The organism is Actinomadura decatromicini (assembly GCF_008121305.1).
Classification (GTDB): domain Bacteria; phylum Actinomycetota; class Actinomycetes; order Streptosporangiales; family Streptosporangiaceae; genus Spirillospora; species Spirillospora syzygii.
Window position 1 is genome coordinate 739009 of record NZ_VSRQ01000001.1, and the last position, 20331, is coordinate 759339.

Consider the following 20331-nt stretch of genomic DNA (forward strand, 5'->3'; position numbering starts at 1 on the left):
CCAGACCGAGGAGGCTTCCGTGCCAGCAGACGACATCTTCATCTCGGGGGTCGGGGTGTACGAGCCGCCGACCGTCTCCATCGCGGACGCGGTGGCCGAGGGGAGCTACCCGGCCGAGCAGGCCGAGAGCGCCGGGCTGCTCGGGGTGCGCGTCGCGGGCGACACCCCGGCCCCGGAGATGGCGCTGCACGCCGCCCGGGAGGCGCTGACCCGCGCCGGGCAGCCCGCGGCCGAGCTGGACGTCCAGCTCTACGCCGACTCCTGGCACCAGGGCCCGGACGGCTGGCTGCCGCAGTCCTACCTCCAGCGCCACCTCGGCGGCGACTGCCTGTCGGTGGAGGTGCGCTCGGGCTGCAACGGGATGTTCACGGCGCTGGAGCTGGCGATCGGCTACCTGCGCGGGGACGGCGACCGCCACAGCGCACTGGTCGTCACCGCCGACAACTTCGGCACGCCGCTGATGGACCGCTGGAACTCGGGCGTCGGATACATCCCGGCGGACGGGTCGAGCGCGCTGGTCCTGACGAAGCGGCCGTCGTTCGCGCAGGTCGTCGCGGCCCGCACGGTGACGGTCGCCGCCGCCGAGCAGGTCCACCGCGGGGACGAGCCGCTGTTCCCGCCGAGCGTGACCCTCGGCAGGTCCGTGGACTTCAACGGCCGCCTGCTGTCGTTCCGCGAGACGCTCAAGGGCAACCCCGACGGCGCGGCCCCGCTCTTCGAGGTGCAGAAGAAGACCACGGAGATCGTGCACCGCTGCCTGTCCGACGCGGGCATCGAGCCCGACGACCTCGCCCGCGTCGCGTTCAACAACTTCTCCAGGGAGATGGTCGAGCAGCGGATCATGGCCCCGCTCGGGCTGCCCCTGTCGAAGTCGACCTGGGACTTCGGGCGCGGCATCGGCCACGGCACCTGCGACCAGATCATGTCGTTCAACCACCTCCTCGCCGCGGGCGAGCTGGGGCCCGGCGACCACCTGCTGATGATGGGCGTCGCCCCCGGCATCACCCTCTCGGCGGCCGTCGTGAAGGTCGTCGACACGCCGCCGTGGGCGGCCTGATGGACTTCGGCCTCAGCGCGGACCAGCAGCGGCTCTACGACGGGACGCTCGCCGACGTCACCCGGGACCTGCCGGGCGCCCGCCGCCGGGAGTCGTCCGCCGACCACTTCGCCCCGGACGAGTGGGCCACCGCCGGGCGCCTCGGCCTCACCGGCCTGTGCCTGCCCGCCGAGCACGGCGGCCGCGGGCTCGGCGCGCTCGACACGGCGCTGGCCCTGGAGGCGTTCGGCCGCGGCTGCGCCGACACCGGCCTCGTGTTCGCGATCGCCGCGCACCTGCTCGCCTGCGCGGTGCCCGTCCGCGACTTCGGGCGGGCCCCGATCCGGGACGGCATGCTCGGCGGCCTCGCCCGCGGCGGCCTCATCGCCGCGAACGCGATGACCGAGGAGGGCGCGGGCTCCGACGTCGGACGCCTCGCGACGACGGCGGAGCGCGACGGCGGCGACTACGTCCTGCACGGCGTCAAGTCGTTCGCCAGCAACGCCCCGGCCGCGGACGTGTTCGTCACCTACGCCGTCACCGACCCGTCCGCGGGGTTCCTCGGGATCAGCGCGTTCGCCGTCCCGCGCGAGCTGTCCGGCGTCGTGGTGGGGCCGCCGCTGCGCAAGATGGGCCTGCACGGCTGCCCGGCCGGACGGGTCGAGTTCGTCCGCTGCCGGGTGCCGGAGCGGTACCGGCTCGGCGAGGAGGGCGACGGCAGCGCGATCTTCCAGCATTCGATGGGCTGGGAGCGGGCGTGCCTGTTCGCCGCCTACGTCGGGCTGATGGACCGGCAGCTCCGCGACTGCGTCCAGCACGCGCGGGAGCGGCGGCAGTTCGGCCACGGCATCGGCGAGTTCCAGGCCGTCTCGCACCGGCTCGCCACCATGACGCAGCGGCTGGAGAGCTGCCGCCTGCTGCTCTACCGGGCGTGCTGGCTGCTCGACCAGGGCCACGACGCCACCACGGCGGCGGCGGTCGCGAAGGTGTCGGTGTCGGAGGCGTCCGTCGCCAACAGCCTCGACGCCGTCCAGATCTTCGGCGGCTCCGGCTACCTCAGCCCCGCCGGGATCGAGCAGCAGCTCCGCGACTCGGTGCCGAGCACCATCTTCTCCGGGACGTCGGAGATCCAGCGGGAGATCATCGCGAAGGGGGCCGGGCTGTGAACCTGCACCGGCGGCTGATCGACTCGGCGGCCCGGCGCCCGGACGCGCCCGCCGTCGTCGACGAGGCCGGCACGCACACCTACCGGGAACTGGACGACCTGGCGGGCGCCATCGCCCGGCGGCTGGCGGCGCTCGGCGTCCGGCGCGGCGACCGGGTGGTCCTGTGGGCGGACAAGTCCGCCGCCGTCGTGGCCGCGATGCAGGGCGTCCTGCGGCTCGGCGCGGCCTACGTCCCGGTGGACGGCGCCTCCCCGGCCGGGCGCGTCGCCGCCCTCGCCCGGGACTGCGGCGCGCGGGCCGTCTGCGTCGGCGACGACCGCCTCGGCGCGCTCCGCGCCGAGCTCGGCGCGGCCGCCGAATACCTCGACCTCGACCACCCGCCCGCCCCGGACGGCCCCTCGCCGGACGAGCCGTGCGACCCCGGCGACCTGGCCTTCATCCTCTACACGTCCGGCTCCACCGGGACGCCCAAGGGCGTGTGCATCAGCCACCGCGCCGCCCTCGCGTTCGTCGACTGGGCGGTCGGGCTGCTGGACGCCACGTCCGCCGACCGGTTCGCCAACCACGCCCCGTTCACCTTCGACCTGTCGGTGCTCGACCTGTACGCGCCGCTCACCGTCGGCGCCTCGGTGCACCTCATCCCGGCCGCGCTCGGGTACGCGCCGGGGCAGCTCGTCGACCTGCTGTACGAGCGGGAGATCACCGTCTGGTACTCCGTCCCGTCCGTGCTGATCCTGATGATGCGCGACGGCGGGCTGCTGGACCGCGCCCCCTCGGCCGCGCTGCGGGCGGTGCTGTTCGCGGGCGAGCCGTTCCCGATCCCCTACGTCCGGCGGCTCGCCGACTGGACGACCGCGCCCCTGTTCAACCTGTACGGCCCCACCGAGACCAACGTCTGCACCTTCCACCGGGTCGAACCCGCCGACCTCGGCCGCGACCGGCCTGTCCCGATCGGGCGCCCGAGCTGCGGCGACGACGTGTGGGCGGTCCGCCAGGACGGCGCCCCCGCCGCCGAGGGCGAGGAGGGCGAGCTGATGGTCGACGGCCCCACGGTCATGCTCGGCTACTGGGGCGGCGAACCGCAGAAGGGGCCGTACGCGACGGGCGACGTCGTCCGCGTCCTGCCCGGCGGCGCGTTCGACTACGTCGGCCGCCGCGACCACATGGTCAAGGTCCGCGGGCACCGCATCGAACTCGGCGAGGTCGAGGCCGCCCTCGCCGCCCATCCCGACGTCGACCAGGTCTCGGTCGTCGTCGTCGGCACGGCCGTGAACGCGCGGCTCGTCGCCTTCATCGTGCCCGGGCCGGGGCGGGCGCCCGGCGTCCTCGAACTCAAGGAGCACAGCTCGCGGCGACTGCCCCGCTACATGATCGCCGACCGGTTCCATCTCGTGCCCGAACTCCCGCGCACGCGCAACGGCAAGGTCGACCGGACCCTGCTCGTCGAAAGGCACGTCGAAAGGACAGTCAGTGTCACATGATCAATTGTCCGAGCACCTGATCTCCTTCATCAGGGACAGGTTCCTCGCCGGCGACCCGCGCGGCGAGCTGACCGCGACGTCCCCGCTCCTGGAGTGGGGCGTGCTCGACTCCCTCAACACGGCGGTGCTGCTCACCCACATCCGGGACGACCTCGGCATCGCCATCCCCCCGGCGAAGGTCAGCGCCCGGTTCTTCAAGGACGTGCGTAGCATCGCCGAGATGATCGACGACCTCCCCCAGACGGCCAAGGCGGACGGAGCCCACCATGGAGCCTGACTTCGACGTCGCGATCATCGGCGGCGGCCCGGCGGGCTCGACCGCCGCCTCCTACCTCGCGGGCGCCGGCCTGTCGGTCGTCGTGTTCGAGGGCGAGGTCTTCCCCCGCGAGCACGTCGGCGAGTCGCTGATCCCGGCGACGACGCCCGTCTTCAACGAGATCGGCGTGATGGAGAAGCTGGAGGAGGCGAAGTTCCCGAAGAAGTACGGCGCGGCCTGGACGACGGCCGAGTCCCGCTACACCGAGCGGACGAACTTCATCAAGAACCTGGAGCACATCCAGTCGGCGGAGGTCCTGCGGTCGGCGGAGATCCTCTTCAGCGAGCGCGACCAGCCGGGCGTCGACCGCGACTACACCTTCCACGTCGACCGCGGGCGCTTCGACTCCATCCTGCTGAAGCACTCGCAGAGCCGCGGCGCGCGGGTGTTCAACGGCGTCCGCGTCCTGAACGTCGACTTCTCCGACCCCGAGATCGTCACGCTCACCACGCGCATCGGGCCGCGGGAGACGACGTTCACGTCCCGCATGGTCGTGGACGCGTCCGGACGGCAGACGCTGCTCGGCCGCCAGCTGAAGGTCAAGGTCCCCGACCCGGTGTTCGACCAGTACGCCGTGCACGCCTGGTTCGAGGGGCTGGACCGGAACGCGCTGTCGTCCGACCCGTCCGAGGCCGACTTCATCTTCATCCACTACCTGCCCATCAACGACAGCTGGGTCTGGCAGATCCCCATCACCGACACGATCACCAGCGTGGGGGTCGTGACGCAGAAGAAGCGGTTCCGCGAGTCGGGCGTCGACCGCGACACGTTCTTCTGGGACTTCATCGCGAGCCGTCCGGAGCTGCACAAGGAGCTCCAGAAGTGCGAGCAGGTCCGCCCGCTCAAGACCGAGGGCGACTACAGCTACTCCATGAAGGAGATCTGCGGCGACCGGTTCGTCCTCATCGGGGACGCGGCCCGGTTCGTCGACCCGATCTTCTCCAGCGGGGTGAGCGTCGCCGTCAACAGCGCGCGGATCGCGTCCTACGACATCATCGAGGCCCACAAGGCGAACGACTTCAGCAAGGAGCGCTTCGCGACGTACGAGCGGCGGCTCCGCCGCGCCGTCCGCAACTGGTACGAGTTCATCACGATCTACTACCGGCTGAACGTGCTGTTCACGGCGTTCGTCAAGGACCCGCAGTACCGCGTCGACGTGCTGAAGATGCTGCAGGGCGACGTCTACGACGAGGAGGAGCCGAAGGCCCTCGCCGCCATGCGCGAGGTGGTCGAGGCCGTCGAGGCCGACCCCGAGCACCTGTGGCACCCGTACCTGGGCTCGCTGCGCATCAACACCGTCGTCTGACCGGGAGGTCCGCTCATGGCAGTCCGGCAGTTCCTGGACGCGATCCTCGCCGGCGAGACGTCGCCGCGCGCCTTCGAGGCGCTGCCGCTGCCCGGCTCGTACCGGGCGGCGACGGTGCACCGGGACGACACGGAGATGTTCGCCGGCCAGGCGACCGCGGACAAGGACCCCCGCGCGTCGCTGCGGCTGGAGGAGGTGCCGCTGCCCCCGGTCGGGCCGGGCGAGGCGCTCGTCGCGGTCATGGCGAGCGCGATCAACTACAACACCGTGTGGACGGCGCTGTTCGAGCCGCTCCCCACGTTCACGTTCCTGGAGCGCTACGCCAAGCGCTCCCCGCTCAGTTCGCACCACGACCGGCCGTACCACCAGGTCGGCTCGGACCTGTCCGGCGTGGTGCTGCGGACCGGACCCGGGGTGCAGTCCTGGCGCCCCGGAGACCGGGTGGTGGCGCACTGCCTGTCCGTGGAGATGCAGAGCCCGGACGGGCACGACGACACCATGCTGGACCCGGAGCAGCGGATCTGGGGGTTCGAGACGAACTACGGCGGCCTCGCGGAGATCGCCCTCGTCAAGGCCAACCAGCTCATGCCGAAGCCGGGCCACCTCACCTGGGAGGAGGCGGCCTGCTCGGGCCTCGTGAACTCGACGGCCTACCGGCAGCTCGTGTCCCGCAACGGGGCGCGGCTGAAGCAGGGCGACAACGTGCTGGTGTGGGGCGCGACGGGCGGGCTCGGCTCCTACGCCGTGCAGCTCGCGCTCGCGGGCGGCGCGACGCCGATCTGCGTCGTGTCGTCGGCGGAGAAGGCGGAGCTGTGCCGGGCGATGGGCGCCGAGCTGGTCATCGACCGGGCCGCCGAGGACTACCGGTTCTGGCGGCCGGACGGGACGTCCGACCCGCGCGAGTGGAAGCGGTTCGGCGCCCGGATCCGCGACCTGACGGGCGGTGAGGACCCGGACATCGTCCTGGAGCATCCGGGCCGGGACACGTTCGCCGCCTCGGTGTTCGTGACCCGCCGCGGCGGCACGGTCGTCACCTGCGCGTCGACCACGGGGTTCCGGCACGAGTTCGACAACCGGTACCTGTGGATGAACGTCAAGCGGATCATCGGCTCGCACTTCGCGAACTACCGGGAGGCATGGGAGGCCAACCGGCTGGTCGCGAAGGGCAAGATCCATCCGACGCTGTCGGTGACGCTGCCGCTGGACGCGGTGGGCGAGGCGACCCACCGCGTCCACCGGAACCTGCACCAGGGCAAGATCGGCGTCCTCTGCATGGCGCCGGACGAGGGGCTCGGCGTCACCGACGCCGAGCTGCGCGAACGGCACCTCCCGGGCATCACGCGGTTCCGCGCGCCGACCGGGTAACCCGAGGCGCATCCCCGCACCCCGCAGGAGAAGGTCTCCCCCAGCCGCCAGGGGGAGACCTTCTTCCTTCTCTCGCTTCCGTGCGTCTCAGCTTCCGTGCGTCTCAGGAGGTGGCGGGGCGCTTCTCCTGCTGGGCGGCCGGGGCCGGCCGCGCGGGCGGCTTGCCGGGCAGCAGCAGCGCGGGGATGACGGCGGCCAGCGCGAACGCCAGCACCCACCAGAACGTGACGCCGAAGGAGTCGGCCATGCCCTGCGGGGTGAGCTGCCCGTGCCCCGCCTTGGCGTGGGTGGTGAGCCTGCTCTGCAGGACGATGAGCACCACGGCCGCGCCGAACGAGCCGCCGAGCTGCATCAGGATCCGGCTGGCGGTGGTGGCCCGGGGGATCATCTCGCGCGGCAGGCCCCGCACCGTGATCGCCATGGACGGGACGGTCACCGCGCCCAGCCCCGCGCCGCCGACCACCAGCATGACGCTGATCAGCCACAGGCTCGTGTGCGGCCCGAGGTTCGTGTAGACGTAGGTGGAGACGGCGGTCAGCAGGAGCCCGAACAGCGTGATCGGACGCGGCGCGATCTTGTCGGTGAGCTTGCCCGCGAAGTGCAGCGCGAGCCCCATCCCGATGCCCTGCGGGACGAGCAGCAGCCCGGCCTCGAGCGCGCTGTACCCGCGGAGCTGCTGGTAGTAGAGCGGCAGCAGCGCGACGGCGCCGAACAGCGCCGTGGTGCCGACGAACAGGACGGCGGTGCCCGCGGTGAACGTCCGGACGGCCTTGAACAGCCGCAGGTCGATGATCGGCTCGGTCTTCGTCCGCGTCACGTGGAGCGCGAACACGAGCAGGAGCACGACGCCGACGGCGAGCGGGGTGTAGGCGTGCCAGTCGGCGAAGCTGACGTAGCGTCCGGCGGCGGTGAAGCCGTAGACGATCACGGCGCAGGCGGGTGACAGCAGCGCCACGCCGAGGATGTCGAGCCGCCGGGTGTCGGGCCGCCGCTCGGCCGGGATCGAGCGGACCGAGAGCGCGATCGCGAGCAGGCAGATCGGCACGTTCACGAAGAAGATCCAGCGCCAGTTCAGGTCGCTGACCAGCACCCCGCCGAGCACCGGCCCGAGGATCGGGGCGAGCACGGCGGGGATGCCGACGGCGGCCATCGCGCGGCCGAGCCGCTGCGGCCCGGCGGCCTGGGCGAGCACGGCCGTGCCGAGCGGCAGCAGCAGCCCGCCGCCGAGGCCCTGCACGATCCGGAACGCGATCAGGCTGTTCGCCGACCAGGCCACCCCGCAGAGCACCGAGCCGAGCAGGAACAGCGCGAGGCATGTGATCCAGACCGAGCGGGCGCCGAAGCGGTCCATCGCCCAGCCGGTCAGCGGGATGACCGTGGCCATCGCGAGCAGGTAGCCGCTGCCGACCCACTGGACGGTCAGCAGCGAGACGTCGAACTCCTTCAGCAGCGTGTTGTACGCGACGTTCGTCATGGTCGCGTCGAGCTGGACCATGAGGGCGCCCAGGGTGATCACCACCATGAGCTTGACGAGCGCGGGCGGGAGCCGGGACTCGTCCGTCCGCGCCTTCGGCGTCTCTGCTTCTGCCTTCATCGGGTTCTCCAGGTGAGGGTGCAGTACATATTTACTGCGGACCTGAAGGCGAGACGCCGGCGCTCCCCGCGCGGGGCCCCGGCGCCTCGCCGCTCAGTCCGCCCGCGGGGTGGCCATGCCGTTCATGAGCTGATCCAGGACGAGGTCGCGCCGGGTGGCGTCGTCGTCCAGCGCGGGTCCCCCCGCGCGGAGGATCTGCTCCCCGCGCGGGGCCATGACCGCCATGCCGAACATCGCCGCCATGGCCGTCCCGTGTGCGAGCTCGAAGGGGCGCGCCTTGCTGAAGACGCCCGTCTTCTGCCCGCGGGCGTAGATCTCGGAGAGCGCGCTCGGCAGCATGTCGGCCGTCGGCAGCGGCAGGGTCCGCCAGCCGTTCAGCGCCTCGTGCAGCCAGAGCCCGACCAGCCGGGGCCGGTCCATGATGATGTCGGCGAACCCCGAGAGCGCGAAGCGCATGCCCTCGTAGGGCTCCATCGTCACGGCCTTCTCCAGTACGGGCGCCCACGCCGCGCGCAGTTCGGCGAAACGGTCGACCAGCGCGGCGGCGTACAGTTTCTCCTTACTGCCGAAGTGGTGGTAGATCATGCGTTCGTTGACGCCCGCACGCGCGACGATGTCCTGGATGCGGGCCCCCCGGAGGCCGTGCTTGGCGAACTCCGCGGTGGCCGCGTCCAACAGTGCCGCTCTGCTCGTGCTCATGAAGTAAATGTTTACAGAACTCCGGCGGCCCTCGCAACCGGACTGACGGAGCACAGGGCGGGCCGGTTCAGGCCGTCCCGGCGAGCGCGGCGGCGACCGCGCCCGGCGTCGGCTGCGCCTCGATCTCCGCGCGGAGCCGGCCCGCGGCGGCGCGCAGCGCGTCGGCGTCGTCGTGCAGCAGGCCCGCGATCGCCGTCTTCAGCGGGCCGTCGGCGGCCTCGCCGACCGACACCGCGGCGCCCGCCCCGGTCGCGGTGAGCAGCCGGGCGTTGAACTGCTGGTCGCCGGAGTTCGTCACGATCAACTGCGGGATCCCGAGCGCGGCGGCGGTCAGCAGCGTGCCGCCGCCGCCCTGGTGGATGATCGCGTCGCAGGACGGCAGCAGCAGGTGCAGCGGGACCTCCTCCGCGATGAGGGTGCCGGGCGGCGGGTCGCCGAGCAGCTCGCGGTCGGACGCCTTGATCGCGAGGACGATCTCCATGTCGAAGTCGGCGAGCGCCTTGAGGATCCACGGCACGAGGAACCCCTCCCGCCCGCCGACCGCGCTGGACGTCATCCCCCACGTCACGCAGACGCGGCGGCGCCCGGACCCGGCGGCCCAGCCGGGCTCGATCCCGGGCCCGTTGTACGGGACGTAGCGCATCGGCAGCAGGCCCGGCCCGGTGTTGGCCTGGAGGCTCGGCGGGCACGGGTCGACGGTGTGGACGGCGTAGTCGGCGGCGGGCTCGACGCCGTGCCGCCCGTACAGCCCGACCAGCGCGCTCGGCCAGTGGTCGACGGCGATGCCGAGGCCGGGGAAGCCCATGGTGCCGATGATGTCCGGTCCCCACAGGTGCCGGACGAACGGCGCGTCCACCGCCGCGGCGGCGAGCGGCCCGGCCAGCGCCAGCGGGTCGGCGACCACCAGCCCGGGCCGCCACCGGCGCGCGTAGGCGACGAGGCCGTCCGCGACGGTCTCGGCGGCGGCGACCTGCGGGGCGAACATCCGCTCCTTCACCGCGAGGCGCTCGGCGGGCGACAGGTTCGCCACCATGTCCGGCGTCAGCGGCCGCCCGCTCTCCTTGCGGGCGCGGCGGCGGGCGGCGATCGCGCCCGCGAAGTCGTAGTCGTCGGCGACGACGGCGGCGGTCAGCCCGGACCGCCGGATCGTGTCCACGATCGCGGGCTGCACCGCGAACCGCACCTCGTGGCCCGCCGCGCGGCAGGCCCAGGCCAGCGGGACCATCGACAGGTAGTGCGTGGACACGGGCATGGGCACGAAGAGGATCCGCATCACAACTCCCCCAACTCAACCGGCGGACAGCCGGGCCTTGTGGCGCAGCGGCTCCCACCACGCCCGGTTCTCGCGGTACCAGTCGGCGACCTCGGCGATACCGGCGGCGAACGGCGTCGCCGGGACGAAGCCGAGCTGCGTGCGGAGCTTGGTGTCGTCCAGCGCGTACCGCTCGTCGTGGCCCTTGCGGTCGGGGACGTGCCGGACGCGGTCCCACCCGGCGCCGCACGCGTCCAGCAGCAGGCCGGTCAGCTCGCGGTTGCTCAGCGCGGTGTCCCCGGCGATGTTGTAGACCTCCCCGGCGCGGCCCTCGGTGAGGACGAGGTGCAGCGCACGGCAGTGGTCGTCGACGTGCAGCCATTCGCGGACGTGGTGCCCGTCGCCGTACAGCGGGACGTCCTTCCCGTCGATCAGGTTGGTGATGAAGAGGGGGATGACCTTCTCGGTGAACTGGTACGGCCCGTAGTTGTTGGAGCAGCGCGTGATCGAGACCTTCAGCTTGTGGCTCCGCCAGTAGGCACGGGCGATCAGGTCGCCGCCCGCCTTCGACGCCGCGTACGGCGAGTTCGGGGCGAGCGGTGACTCCTCCGTCCACGCGCCCTCGCCGATCGACCCGTACACCTCGTCGGTCGAGACGATGACGACGCGGTCGACGCCCGTGTGGCGGCAGGATTCGAGGAGGGTCTGCACGCCGAGGACGTTCGTCCGGACGAAGGCGTCCCCGCTCAGCAGCGACCGGTCGACGTGGGTCTCGGCGGCGAAGTGCATCACGGCGTCGTGCCCCGGCAGCAGCGACGCCAGCAGCGCGGAGTCGCAGACGTCGCCCTGGACGAAGTCGAGCCGCGGGTGCGACATCGGCAGGTTGGCCGGGTTCCCGGAGTAGGTCAGCTTGTCGAGGACGGTGATCCGCGCGTCCTCCAGCCCCCGGTAGCGGCCTTCGAGCGCGCAGCGGACGTAGTGGGAGCCGATGAACCCCGCTCCCCCGGTGACGAGCAGCCTCACGCGTCCCTGCCTTTCTGGGGAGCGATCTCGACCCGGCCATCGTCGCCCACCACCAGGCGGTGGGCGGCCCGTTCCCCGTCCGGCGCGCCGGGCGGCGGCCCGACCAGCGCGGACCGTCCGATGACCGAACCGGCGAGCGGGCCGACGCCGGTGACGGACGCGCCGTCCAGCAGCATCGAGTGCTCGACGTCGGCGTCCTCCAGCAGGCAGCCCGCGCCGAGCGAGGTGCCGGGGCCGATCCGGCTGCCGCGCACGACGCAGCCGGGGCCGAGCAGCGCCGGGCCGGTGATCACGGACCGTTCGATCAGGGCGTCCTCGGCGACGACGACGGGGCCGGTGATGACCGTCCCGGCGGTGACGGCGCCGCGGACCTCGGGGCGGAGGCGCTCCAGCAGCGTCCGGTTGCAGTCGAGCAGCCCGTCGACGGTGCCGGTGTCGTGCCAGGGACCGGCGAGCAGGCGGGCCTGCACGTCCCGGCCCTCGGACACGAGCCACTGGACGGCGTCGGTGATCTCCAGCTCGCCGCGGGCGCTCGGCTCGATCGCCCGGACGGCCTCGTGGATCTGCGAGCTGAAGAAGTAGACGCCGGTGACGGCGAGGTCGCTGCGCGGGCGGTCCGGCTTCTCCTCCACGCCGAGGACGCGTCCGGTGTCGTCCACCTCCGCGATGCCGCATTCGGTGGGCTCGGCGGCCTTGGCGACGACGAGCTGCGCCGCGGGCCGCCGCTCCTGGAACTCGAGGAGGGGTTCGCCGATGCCGTCCGCGAAGACGTTGTCGGCCAGGTACATCACGAAGTCGTCGTCGCCGAGGAAGTCGCGGGCGATGAGGACGCAGTGCGCGAGCCCGAGCGGCTCGTCCTGCGGCAGATAGGTGACGCTCATGCCGAACCGGGAACCGTCGCCGACGGCGGCGCGGATGGCGTCGCCCGGCGCGCTGACGATGATTCCGGTCTCGGTGACGCCCGCGGCGCGGAGCGCGTCCAGCACGTGGAAGAGCACCGGCGCGTTGGCCACCGGGACGAGCTGTTTGGGAATGCTGTGGCTGAACGGCCGCAGCCGGGTGCCGTGACCGCCGGCCAAAACCAGGGCCTTCATAATCGACCTTCCTGTACCGGTCAATTCCGTGGAAATTCGGTTAATCGCTGCCGGTCAAATGGTGGGGGCGGCCGGACCGCGTCGCGCCTGGCTCCGGATGTCGTCGACCAGCGCCGCGTGCCGCAGCAGCCGGTCGGCGTACGGGCCGAGGACCGCGCCGTCCCGCACGCCCCGCGCGAACGCGCGGACGAGTTGGGCGAACTGGTCGTCGGGCGGAAGGGTGATCTCCTCGGCGTGGTCCTGCCGGACCACCCGCAGGGTCGGGTTCAGGGTGGGCGGCGGGGTGAAGGCCCGCTCCAGGACGATCCGTCCCTCGCTGCCCCAGATCTCGTACATGGACCGGTAGGACGACCGGAACCCGAACGAGAGGTGCGCGGGCACGCCCGCGGGGGTGTGCAGCAGTGCCGCGCCTTCCAGGTCGACGTCCAACTCCGGGTCGACGCGCAGGACGGACCCGGCGACCGACAGCTCCTCGCCGAGGAACATCAGCGCCGCCTGGACCGGGTACACGCCCACGTCGAGCAGCGCTCCGCCGCCGAGTTCCGCCTGGTAGCGGACGTCGGACGGGTCGAGCGGCGGGATCCCGAAGGCGCTCGCGAACGACCGCACCTCGCCGATCCGCCCGCTCTCGACGAGCCGCCGGACGGCGGTGTGCTGGGAATGGTGGCGGAACATGAAGTCGTCCATCAGCCACAGCCCGGACCGCCTGGCCTCCGCGACCAGTTCGGCGGCCTCGTCCAGCGTGGCGGTGAGCGGCTTCTCGACGAGGACGTGCTTGCCCGCCTCCAACGCCCGCAGCGCCCAGCGGTGGTGCAGGCCGGTCGGGACGGCGACGTAGACGGCGTCCACGTCGGGACGGTCCAGGAGGTCGGCGTATCCGGTGACCGGGGCGCCGCCGAAACGTCCGGCGAACTCGGCGGCCTTCGCGGGGTCGCGGCTCGCCAGCGCGGTGATCGCGACGTCCTCGACCCGCGCCATCGCGGGCAGCACCTTGCGTCCCGCGATGGCGGCGCAACCGAGGACACCGATACGCAACACGTCACTCAACGAGACCCCGCCTCTCTGGGGGCGACCCCCAGACCCCCGAAGGGGAGCGCCCTGATGCTCGCTTCGCTGCGGTCACGCCTTGCCTCCCTTACCTCCAGGGAAGGCAAGCGAACTAGGGCTCGCTGAAGCGGCGACAATGCGCCGCCAATTTGCACCGCGCCTAGCCCCGGGCTAGGGCGGCTTTAGCGGCCGCTTTGACGATGAGGCGTCAGGCAGCGCCACCAATCAGGCGGGAGTCCCATGAACACCGCGACAGCCATCACCCTTGAGGACATCAAGGAGATCTGCCACACCACCATCGTTTTCGGCGGTAAACCGGAAAGCGGAGAGGGCGCGCAATTCGGCGTCAACCTCGGGTCCAGCGTCGAGTTCGAGGACGAACTGTACGACGCCGACGGCACGCAGATCGGCACCGCGAAGGGCACCTCGGTCATCTTCGCCCGGCCGGACGGCACGATCATGCAGATCGTCAGCGCCCGCGACGACTACGCGGACGGCAGCGTCACCTGGTCGGGCACGTACACGATGTTCCCGGTGACCGAGCCGAAGTCGGTCCCGGCGCACGGGATCAGCGGCCGGTACCACGGCCTCGCCGGCACCCGCACCTTCCAGCTCCTCGACCGGCCGGACCCCGAGACGTCGCTCATCAAGTCCAGCCTCGTCCTGAACGGCTGACCAAGGGGGCACCCAGCAGATGACTGTGGAGGATCGGCTTCGCGACTACCTCCGGAGGGTGACCGCCGAGCTGCAGCAGACGCGGGAGCGGCTGGCCGCGGCGGACGCGGGCGCGCACGAGCCCATCGCGATCGTCGGCACGGCCTGCCGCTTCCCCGGCGGCGTGGCCGGCCCGGCGGACCTGTGGCGGCTGGTGGCGTCCGGGACGGACGCGGTCACCGAGTTCCCGTCCGGGCGGGGCTGGGACGTCGGCGCGCTGTACGACCCGGATCCGGACCGTCCCGGGAAGAGCTACACGCGCGAGGGCGGCTTCCTGCACGACGCCGGCCTGTTCGACCCGGTCTTCTTCGGCATCAGCCCGCGCGAGGCGCTGGCCGTCGACCCGCAGCAGCGGCTCCTGCTCGAGACCACCTGGGAGACCTTCGAGCGGGCGGGCCTGCGGCCGGGCGCCTTGCGCGGCAGCCGGACGGGCGTCTTCACCGGGATCATGTACGGCGACTACGCGGCGCGGCTGCTCGGGAACGTCCCCTACGAGCTGGAGGGATACCTCAACGCGGGCAGCTCCTACAGCCTCGCGTCGGGACGGCTCGCCTACTCGTTCGGGCTGGAGGGCCCGGCGGTCAGCGTCGACACGGCCTGCTCGTCGTCGCTGGTCACGATGCATCTGGCGGCGCAGGCGCTGCGGAACGGCGAATGCGACCTGGCGCTCGCGGGCGGCGCGACCGTGATGGCGACGCCGATGCTGTTCGTGGAGTTCAGCAGGCAGCGCGGAATGGCTCCCGACGGGCGGTGCAAATCGTTCGCCGCCGCGGCGGACGGCGCCGGGTGGGCCGAGGGCGTCGGAATGCTCCTGCTCGAACGGTTGTCGGACGCGCAGGCGAACGGCCATCCGGTGATGGCCGTGATCCGCGGTTCCGCCGTGAACCAGGACGGCGCGAGCAGCCGCCTCACGGCGCCGAACGGGCCTTCGCAGCAGCGCCTCATCCGGGCCGCGCTCGCCAATGCGCGGCTCCGCTCGGACGAGGTCGACGCGGTCGAGGCGCACGGCACCGGAACGACGCTCGGCGACCCGATCGAAGCACAGGCACTGCTGGCGACCTATGGACAGGAACGGCCCGCGGACAGGCCGTTGTGGCTCGGGTCCATCAAGTCGAACATCGGGCACGCCCAGGCGGCGGCCGGGGTCGCCGGAGTCATCAAGATGGTCGAGGCGATGCGGCACGGCGTGCTGCCGAAGACGCTCCACGTGGACGCTCCCTCGCCGCATGTCGACTGGGATTCCGGGGCGGTCAGCCTGCTGACGGAGGCGACCCCGTGGCCGGAGCGGGACGGTCCGCGCCGGGCGGCGGTGTCGTCGTTCGGGATCAGCGGGACGAACGCCCACGTCATCCTCGAAGAAGGGGCGGCCGTTCCGGCCGGCGCGGAGCCGCCTGAACGTCCGCTGCCGGTCGTGCTGTCGGCGAAGACCGAATCGGCTTTGCGGTCGCAGGCCGAGCGGCTGCGGGAGTTCGTTTCCGAGCATCGTGAACTCGGGCTGGCCGATGTCGCCCACACGCTGGCGAACGGGCGCACTCATTTCCAGTATCGCGGCGGTGTCGTCGCGCGGACCGTCGACGAGCTCGTCGAGCGGCTGTCGGATGTGCGGCCGGTCGACGGAAATGCGGGGAGGGTCGCCTTCCTCTATTCCGGGCAGGGGTCGCAGCAGGCCGGGATGGGACGGGAGCTGTACGAGGCGTTCCCGGTGTTCGCCGAGGCGCTGGACGCGGCGTGCGCGCACCTGGATCCGCAGCTCAAGGACGTCATGTTCGCCGACGACCCCGAGCGGCTGAACGAGACCCTCTACACGCAGCCCGCCCTGTTCGCCTACCAGGTCGCCCTTCACGCGCTGCTGGCGGATTGGGGCATCACACCGGACTACCTGCTCGGGCATTCGCTCGGGGAACTGACGGCCGCTCACACGTCCGGGACGCTTTCGCTTTCGGACGCGGCGGCGTTGGTCACCGCTCGGGCTCGGGCGATGCATGACACTCCGGTGGGCGCGATGGCCGCCATCGGCGCGGCGCCCGACGAGATCGCCGGGACTCTTCCGGAGGGCGTGAGCGTCGCGGCCGTCAACACCGCGACCAGTTGCGTGATCTCCGGTCCTCCGGAGGCCGTGCGGGAGATCGCCGGGCGGTGGAAGGAGCAGGGGCGGCGGACGCGGATTCTCCCTACGAACCGCGCGTTCCATTCGTCGTTGATGGAGCGGGCCGTCGAGCCTTTGACGGCTGCGGCTCGTGGTCTCGCGCATGGTGCGGCGTCCATTCCCGTCATCTCCAACCTCACCGGAGAGCCCGCCGACCACCGACCTGCGTACTGGGCGGAGCATCTGCTCGGGACGGTGAACTACCACCGGGCCGTCCAATACCTGGACGAGCAAGGTGTCACGACGTATGTCGAGATCGGGCCGGACGCGACGCTCACCGCGTTGACCGCCGACATCAGTTCCGCGGCGACCATCGCCTTGCAGAACCCGAAGCGGCCGCAGGCGTCGGAACTCCTCTCCGGTGTCGTGAACATCCACAGCAGTGGGGCGGCTGTGGATTGGGCGAAAGTCCTCCCGGACGGGCGTCACACTGAGCTGCCCACATATGCCTTCGAGCGGCGCCGGTTCTGGCTCGATGCGCGGCCCGCGACGGCCGGGGGCTCGGGGCATCCGTTCCTTGGCGAGGTCATCTCGCTGGAGGACGAGGGTTATCTGCTGACGGGCCGGGTCTCGCTGGAAACGCATCCGTGGCTCGCCGACCACGCCGTTCAGGGAACCGTGCTCTTCCCCGGCACGGCGTTCCTGGAATTGGCGTCGCACGCGGCTCGCGAGATCGGGTGCGACACGGTCGAGGAACTCACGCTGGACGCTCCGCTCGTGCTGCCGGAGGGCGGGAGCGTGCGGCTCCAGGTCCGGGTCGGTCCGGCGGACGGCGCCGGGCGGCGGGACATGAGCGTCCGCGCCGAGTCCGAGTCGGTCTGGACGCGGCACGCCACCGGAGTCCTCTCCGTGGCTGCCGATGTTCCCGCCGCCGACCCGGGTGTTTGGCCTCCGTCCGGGGCCGAGGCGATCGGGCTCGACGGGCTCGCCGACCGCCTGGCGGACGCGGGCCTCGCCTACGGCCCCGCCTTCCAGGGGCTGCGGCGGGCCTGGCGGCACGGCGACGAACTGCTGGCCGAGGTCGCGCTGCCCGAGGAGATCACCGACGCGGCGGCGTTCACGCTGCACCCGGCGCTGCTCGACGCCTCGCTGCACCCGACCATGGCGGTCGAGGACTCCGGCGCGGCGCGGCTGCCGTTCTCTTGGACGGGTGTGACCGTCCACAAGCCGGGCGCGTCGGAGACGCGGGTGCGGCTGTCGCCGTCCGGTTCCGGTTCGTGGTCGTTGACCGTGGCGGACGGGGATGGCGCGCCGGTGGCGTCGGTGGAAACGCTGGCCACTCGTCCGGCGTCGTTCCCCGGCCATCGGGACTCGCTGTTCCATCTCGACTGGATGCCCGTCGACGGAGAGGCGTCCGAGGAGCCGTTTACCGTTCTCAACGGCAGGGGCGAGCTTGCCGGATTGTCGAACGGTTCAGTTCCGAGCGCTGTCCTTTGGCATTGCGCGGGTTCGGGTGGATCGGAGTTCGTCGAGGGCGTCCATGGTGGTGTCAGCGAGGCGCTCGGGTTGGTGCAGGAATGGCTCTCGGTCGAGGCGCTGAATTCTTCGCTGCTGGTCGTGGCGACTCACGGGGCGGTTTCCGTGGGTGACGGCGAGCCCGTCCGGGACCTTTCGCGCGCCGCCGTCTGGGGCCTGCTGGCCGCCGCGCAGACCGAGAACCCCGGACGTATCGCGCTGATCGACGTCGATGACCGGAGCGGCTCCGCCGACGCGCTGCCCGGCGCGGTGGCGAAGGCGCTGGCCGGGGAATCGCGCCTCGCCGTCCGGGACGGGGAGGTCTTCGCTCCGCGGGTCGTCCGGGCCGGTTCCGATGGGGCGCTCACCCCGCCGGACGGCGTGCCGAACTGGCGGCTTTCCGTGTCCGCGCCCGGGACGCTGGAGAACCTGGAGTTGGTGGAGAACCCGGAGGCGGCCGCTCCCCTCGGGCCCGGCCAGATCCGCGTGGAACTGCGGGCCGCCGGGGTCAATTTCCGCGACGTGCTGATGACGCTGGGAATGTATCCGGGCGACGCCGTCCTGGGCGGTGAGGGCGCCGGGACCGTCACCGAGGTCGGCGCCGATGTCACGGAGTTGGCGGTCGGCGACCGGGTCATGGGGCTGTTCACCGGAATGCTCGGGCCGGTCGCCGTGACCGATCGGCGATTGGCGGTCCGAATTCCGAGCGGTTGGTCGTTCGCGCAGGCCGCGACCACTCCCGTGGTGTTCCTGACCGCCTATTACGGGTTGCGTGATCTGGCGGGGATCCGTTCCGGGCAGCGTGTGCTCATCCACGCGGCGGCTGGCGGGGTCGGCATGGCCGCCACCCAGCTCGCTCGCCATTGGGGCGCCGAGGTCTACGGCACCGCCAGCCCCGGCAAGTGGGCGACCCTTGAGGGCCGCGGGCTCGACGCCGACCACATCGCCAATTCCCGGACGCTCGACTTCCGGGACGCGTTCCCGGGCGGTCTCGACATCGTCCTGAACTCGCTCTCCGGCGACTTCATCGACGCCTCTCTCGACCTCCTCAAGCCTGGCGGCCACTTCCTCGAAATGGGGAAGACCGATCTGCGGGATTCCGTCGAACCCGGCGTCCGGTACTCGCCTTTCGACTTGAGCGAGGCCGATCCGGACCGAATCCGGGAAATGCTCGGCGCGCTCGTCGAACTCTTCGAGGGCGGGCGGCTCACCCCGCTGCCGGTCACCGCGTTCGACGTGCGGCAGGCGCCGCAGGCGTTCCGTCGGCTGAGCCAGGGACGGACGATCGGCAAGGTCGCCCTGACGCTGCCGCGTCCGATCGACCCGGAGGGGACAATCCTGATCACCGGCGGGACGGGGGCGCTCGGGACGCTCGTGGCGCGGCATCTCGTCCGCGAGCACGGCGCCCGCCGCCTGCTCCTCGCCAGCCGCCGGGGCCCGGCCGCCGGCACGGCCGCCGAGCTGCGCGAACTCGACGCCGACGTCACCATCGCGGCCTGCGACGTCGCGGACCGCGACGCCCTCGCCCAGTTGCTCAAGGACGTCCCGGCGGAGCATCCGCTGACGGCGGTGATCCACGCCGCCGGGGTCCTCGACGACGGGACGTTCGACACGCTCACGCCCGAACGCGTCGGCGAAGTGCTGCGCGCGAAGGCCGACGCGGCCTGGAATCTGCACGAGCTGACCGCCGGAATGGACCTGTCGGCGTTCGTCCTTTTCTCGTCGGTCGCCGGGGTGCTGGGCTCCGCCGGGCAGGCCGGTTACGCGTCCGCCAACGCTTTCCTGGACGCGCTGGCCCGGCACCGCCGAGCCGAAGGGCTGCCCGCGACGTCCCTCGCATGGGGCCTGTGGGACAACGGTTCGGGAATGGCCGGAGAGCTGGACGAGACCGATCTCGCCCGAATGCGGCGCACCGGAATACGCGCGCTCTCCCCCGAGGAGGGGCTCGCCCTGTTCGACGCCCACGACTCGGGCCCGGCGGTCCTCATTCCCGCCCGGCTGGACACCGCCGCATTGCGGGCTCAGGCCGAATCCGGGGTGCTGCCCGCGATTCTGGGACGGCTCGTCCAGCGCGGCGCGCGGCGGGCGGCGGCCCCGTCCGGCGAGACCGGCGAGGCGTGGAAGCGGCGGCTCGCGGAGCTGGCGGAGGACGATCGCCGCGAGGCGCTGGTGGACCTGGTGCGCACCGAGTCGGTCGCGGTGCTGGGCCACGACTCGCCGTCCGTGCTGAAGAGCGACCAGGCGTTCAAGGAGGCCGGGTTCGACTCGCTCACCGGCGTCGAGCTGCGGAACCGGCTGAGCACGCGCACCGGGCTGCGGCTGCCGTCGACGCTGGTCTTCGACCATCCGACGCCCGCCGCGCTCGCCGACCACCTGCTGGCGCTGTTCGTCCCCGGCGACGCGGCGGCGGGCCCGCCCGCGCTCGCCGAGCTGGGCCGGCTGGAGTCCGCGGTGCTCGCCGCCGCCGCGGATCCGGGGACGCGCGCGGAAGTGACCGAGTCCCTGACCGCGCTGCTCCAGAAAGTGCGCGAGATCGGCGACGCGGCGGACGACGCCGACTCCGCGGACATCGCGGCGCGGCTCGACGCGGCGACCGACGAGGACCTCTTCGATTTCATCGAGAACGAACTCTAGGGC

The 20331-nt window shown here is 72.1% G+C and carries 14 protein-coding genes; 8 read left to right on the top strand and 6 right to left on the bottom strand.

What is annotated here, in order from left to right; genetic code table 11:
- Positions 1–19: 19 nt before the first annotated feature.
- Genes FXF68_RS02895 through ccrA form a run of 6 tightly spaced genes read left to right on the top strand, consistent with a single transcriptional unit; the run spans position 20 to position 6670 of the window.
- Positions 20–1057: a ketoacyl-ACP synthase III family protein gene (locus FXF68_RS02895; protein WP_148757328.1), complete on the top strand. Its 1038-nt coding sequence runs from the start codon at positions 20–22 to the stop codon at positions 1055–1057.
- Positions 1057–2202 carry an acyl-CoA dehydrogenase family protein gene (locus FXF68_RS02900; protein ID WP_148757329.1) on the top strand — a complete coding sequence of 382 codons (1146 nt, stop codon included), beginning with the start codon at positions 1057–1059 and terminating at the stop codon, positions 2200–2202. The genes FXF68_RS02895 and FXF68_RS02900 overlap by 1 nt, the downstream gene beginning before the upstream one ends.
- Entirely contained in the window at positions 2199–3683 is a 1485-nt protein-coding gene (locus FXF68_RS02905) for an amino acid adenylation domain-containing protein (RefSeq protein ID WP_148757330.1), read from the top strand. Before FXF68_RS02900 ends, FXF68_RS02905 begins: the two co-directional genes overlap by 4 nt.
- Before the next feature lie 4 nt (positions 3684–3687).
- Complete coding sequence (locus tag FXF68_RS02910) at positions 3688–3960, top strand: acyl carrier protein (protein WP_246178198.1); 273 nt, start codon at positions 3688–3690, stop codon at positions 3958–3960.
- A complete protein-coding gene (locus FXF68_RS02915) occupies positions 3950–5305 on the top strand; it encodes an NAD(P)/FAD-dependent oxidoreductase (protein WP_148757331.1) in 1356 nt (451 codons plus the stop codon). Before FXF68_RS02910 ends, FXF68_RS02915 begins: the two co-directional genes overlap by 11 nt.
- A gap of 15 nt (positions 5306–5320) precedes the next feature.
- Complete coding sequence (gene ccrA, locus FXF68_RS02920; RefSeq protein WP_148757332.1) at positions 5321–6670, top strand: crotonyl-CoA carboxylase/reductase; 1350 nt, start codon at positions 5321–5323, stop codon at positions 6668–6670.
- A gap of 103 nt (positions 6671–6773) precedes the next feature.
- Here ccrA and FXF68_RS02925 read toward each other — a convergent pair whose 3' ends face one another.
- The 6 genes from FXF68_RS02925 to FXF68_RS02950 form a co-directional block, all read right to left on the bottom strand.
- A complete protein-coding gene (locus FXF68_RS02925) occupies positions 6774–8264 on the bottom strand; it encodes an MDR family MFS transporter (RefSeq protein WP_148757333.1) in 1491 nt (496 codons plus the stop codon).
- A gap of 93 nt (positions 8265–8357) precedes the next feature.
- Positions 8358–8963: a TetR/AcrR family transcriptional regulator gene (locus FXF68_RS42025; protein ID WP_187437686.1), complete on the bottom strand. Its 606-nt coding sequence runs from the start codon at positions 8961–8963 to the stop codon at positions 8358–8360.
- A 67-nt stretch (positions 8964–9030) separates the two neighbouring features.
- Entirely contained in the window at positions 9031–10236 is a 1206-nt protein-coding gene (locus FXF68_RS02935; RefSeq protein ID WP_148757334.1) for a nucleotide disphospho-sugar-binding domain-containing protein, read from the bottom strand.
- 15 nt (positions 10237–10251) lie between these two features.
- Entirely contained in the window at positions 10252–11238 is a 987-nt protein-coding gene (gene rfbB, locus FXF68_RS02940; RefSeq protein WP_148757335.1) for a dTDP-glucose 4,6-dehydratase, read from the bottom strand.
- Positions 11235–12332, bottom strand: a complete 1098-nt coding sequence (locus tag FXF68_RS02945) for a glucose-1-phosphate thymidylyltransferase (RefSeq protein WP_148757336.1) — start codon at positions 12330–12332, stop codon at positions 11235–11237. The genes rfbB and FXF68_RS02945 overlap by 4 nt, the downstream gene beginning before the upstream one ends.
- A gap of 54 nt (positions 12333–12386) precedes the next feature.
- On the bottom strand, positions 12387–13370 hold the full coding sequence (locus tag FXF68_RS02950; protein ID WP_222869784.1) for a Gfo/Idh/MocA family protein: 984 nt from the start codon (positions 13368–13370) through the stop codon (positions 12387–12389).
- Between the two features lie 249 nt (positions 13371–13619).
- On the opposite strand from FXF68_RS02950, the gene FXF68_RS02955 reads away from it, so the two are divergent.
- Both FXF68_RS02955 and FXF68_RS02960 read left to right on the top strand, forming a co-directional pair.
- Positions 13620–14054: an allene oxide cyclase barrel-like domain-containing protein gene (locus FXF68_RS02955; RefSeq protein ID WP_148757338.1), complete on the top strand. Its 435-nt coding sequence runs from the start codon at positions 13620–13622 to the stop codon at positions 14052–14054.
- Positions 14055–14073: 19 nt separating this feature from the next.
- Complete coding sequence (locus tag FXF68_RS02960; RefSeq protein ID WP_148757339.1) at positions 14074–20328, top strand: type I polyketide synthase; 6255 nt, start codon at positions 14074–14076, stop codon at positions 20326–20328.
- Positions 20329–20331: the final 3 nt, after the last annotated feature.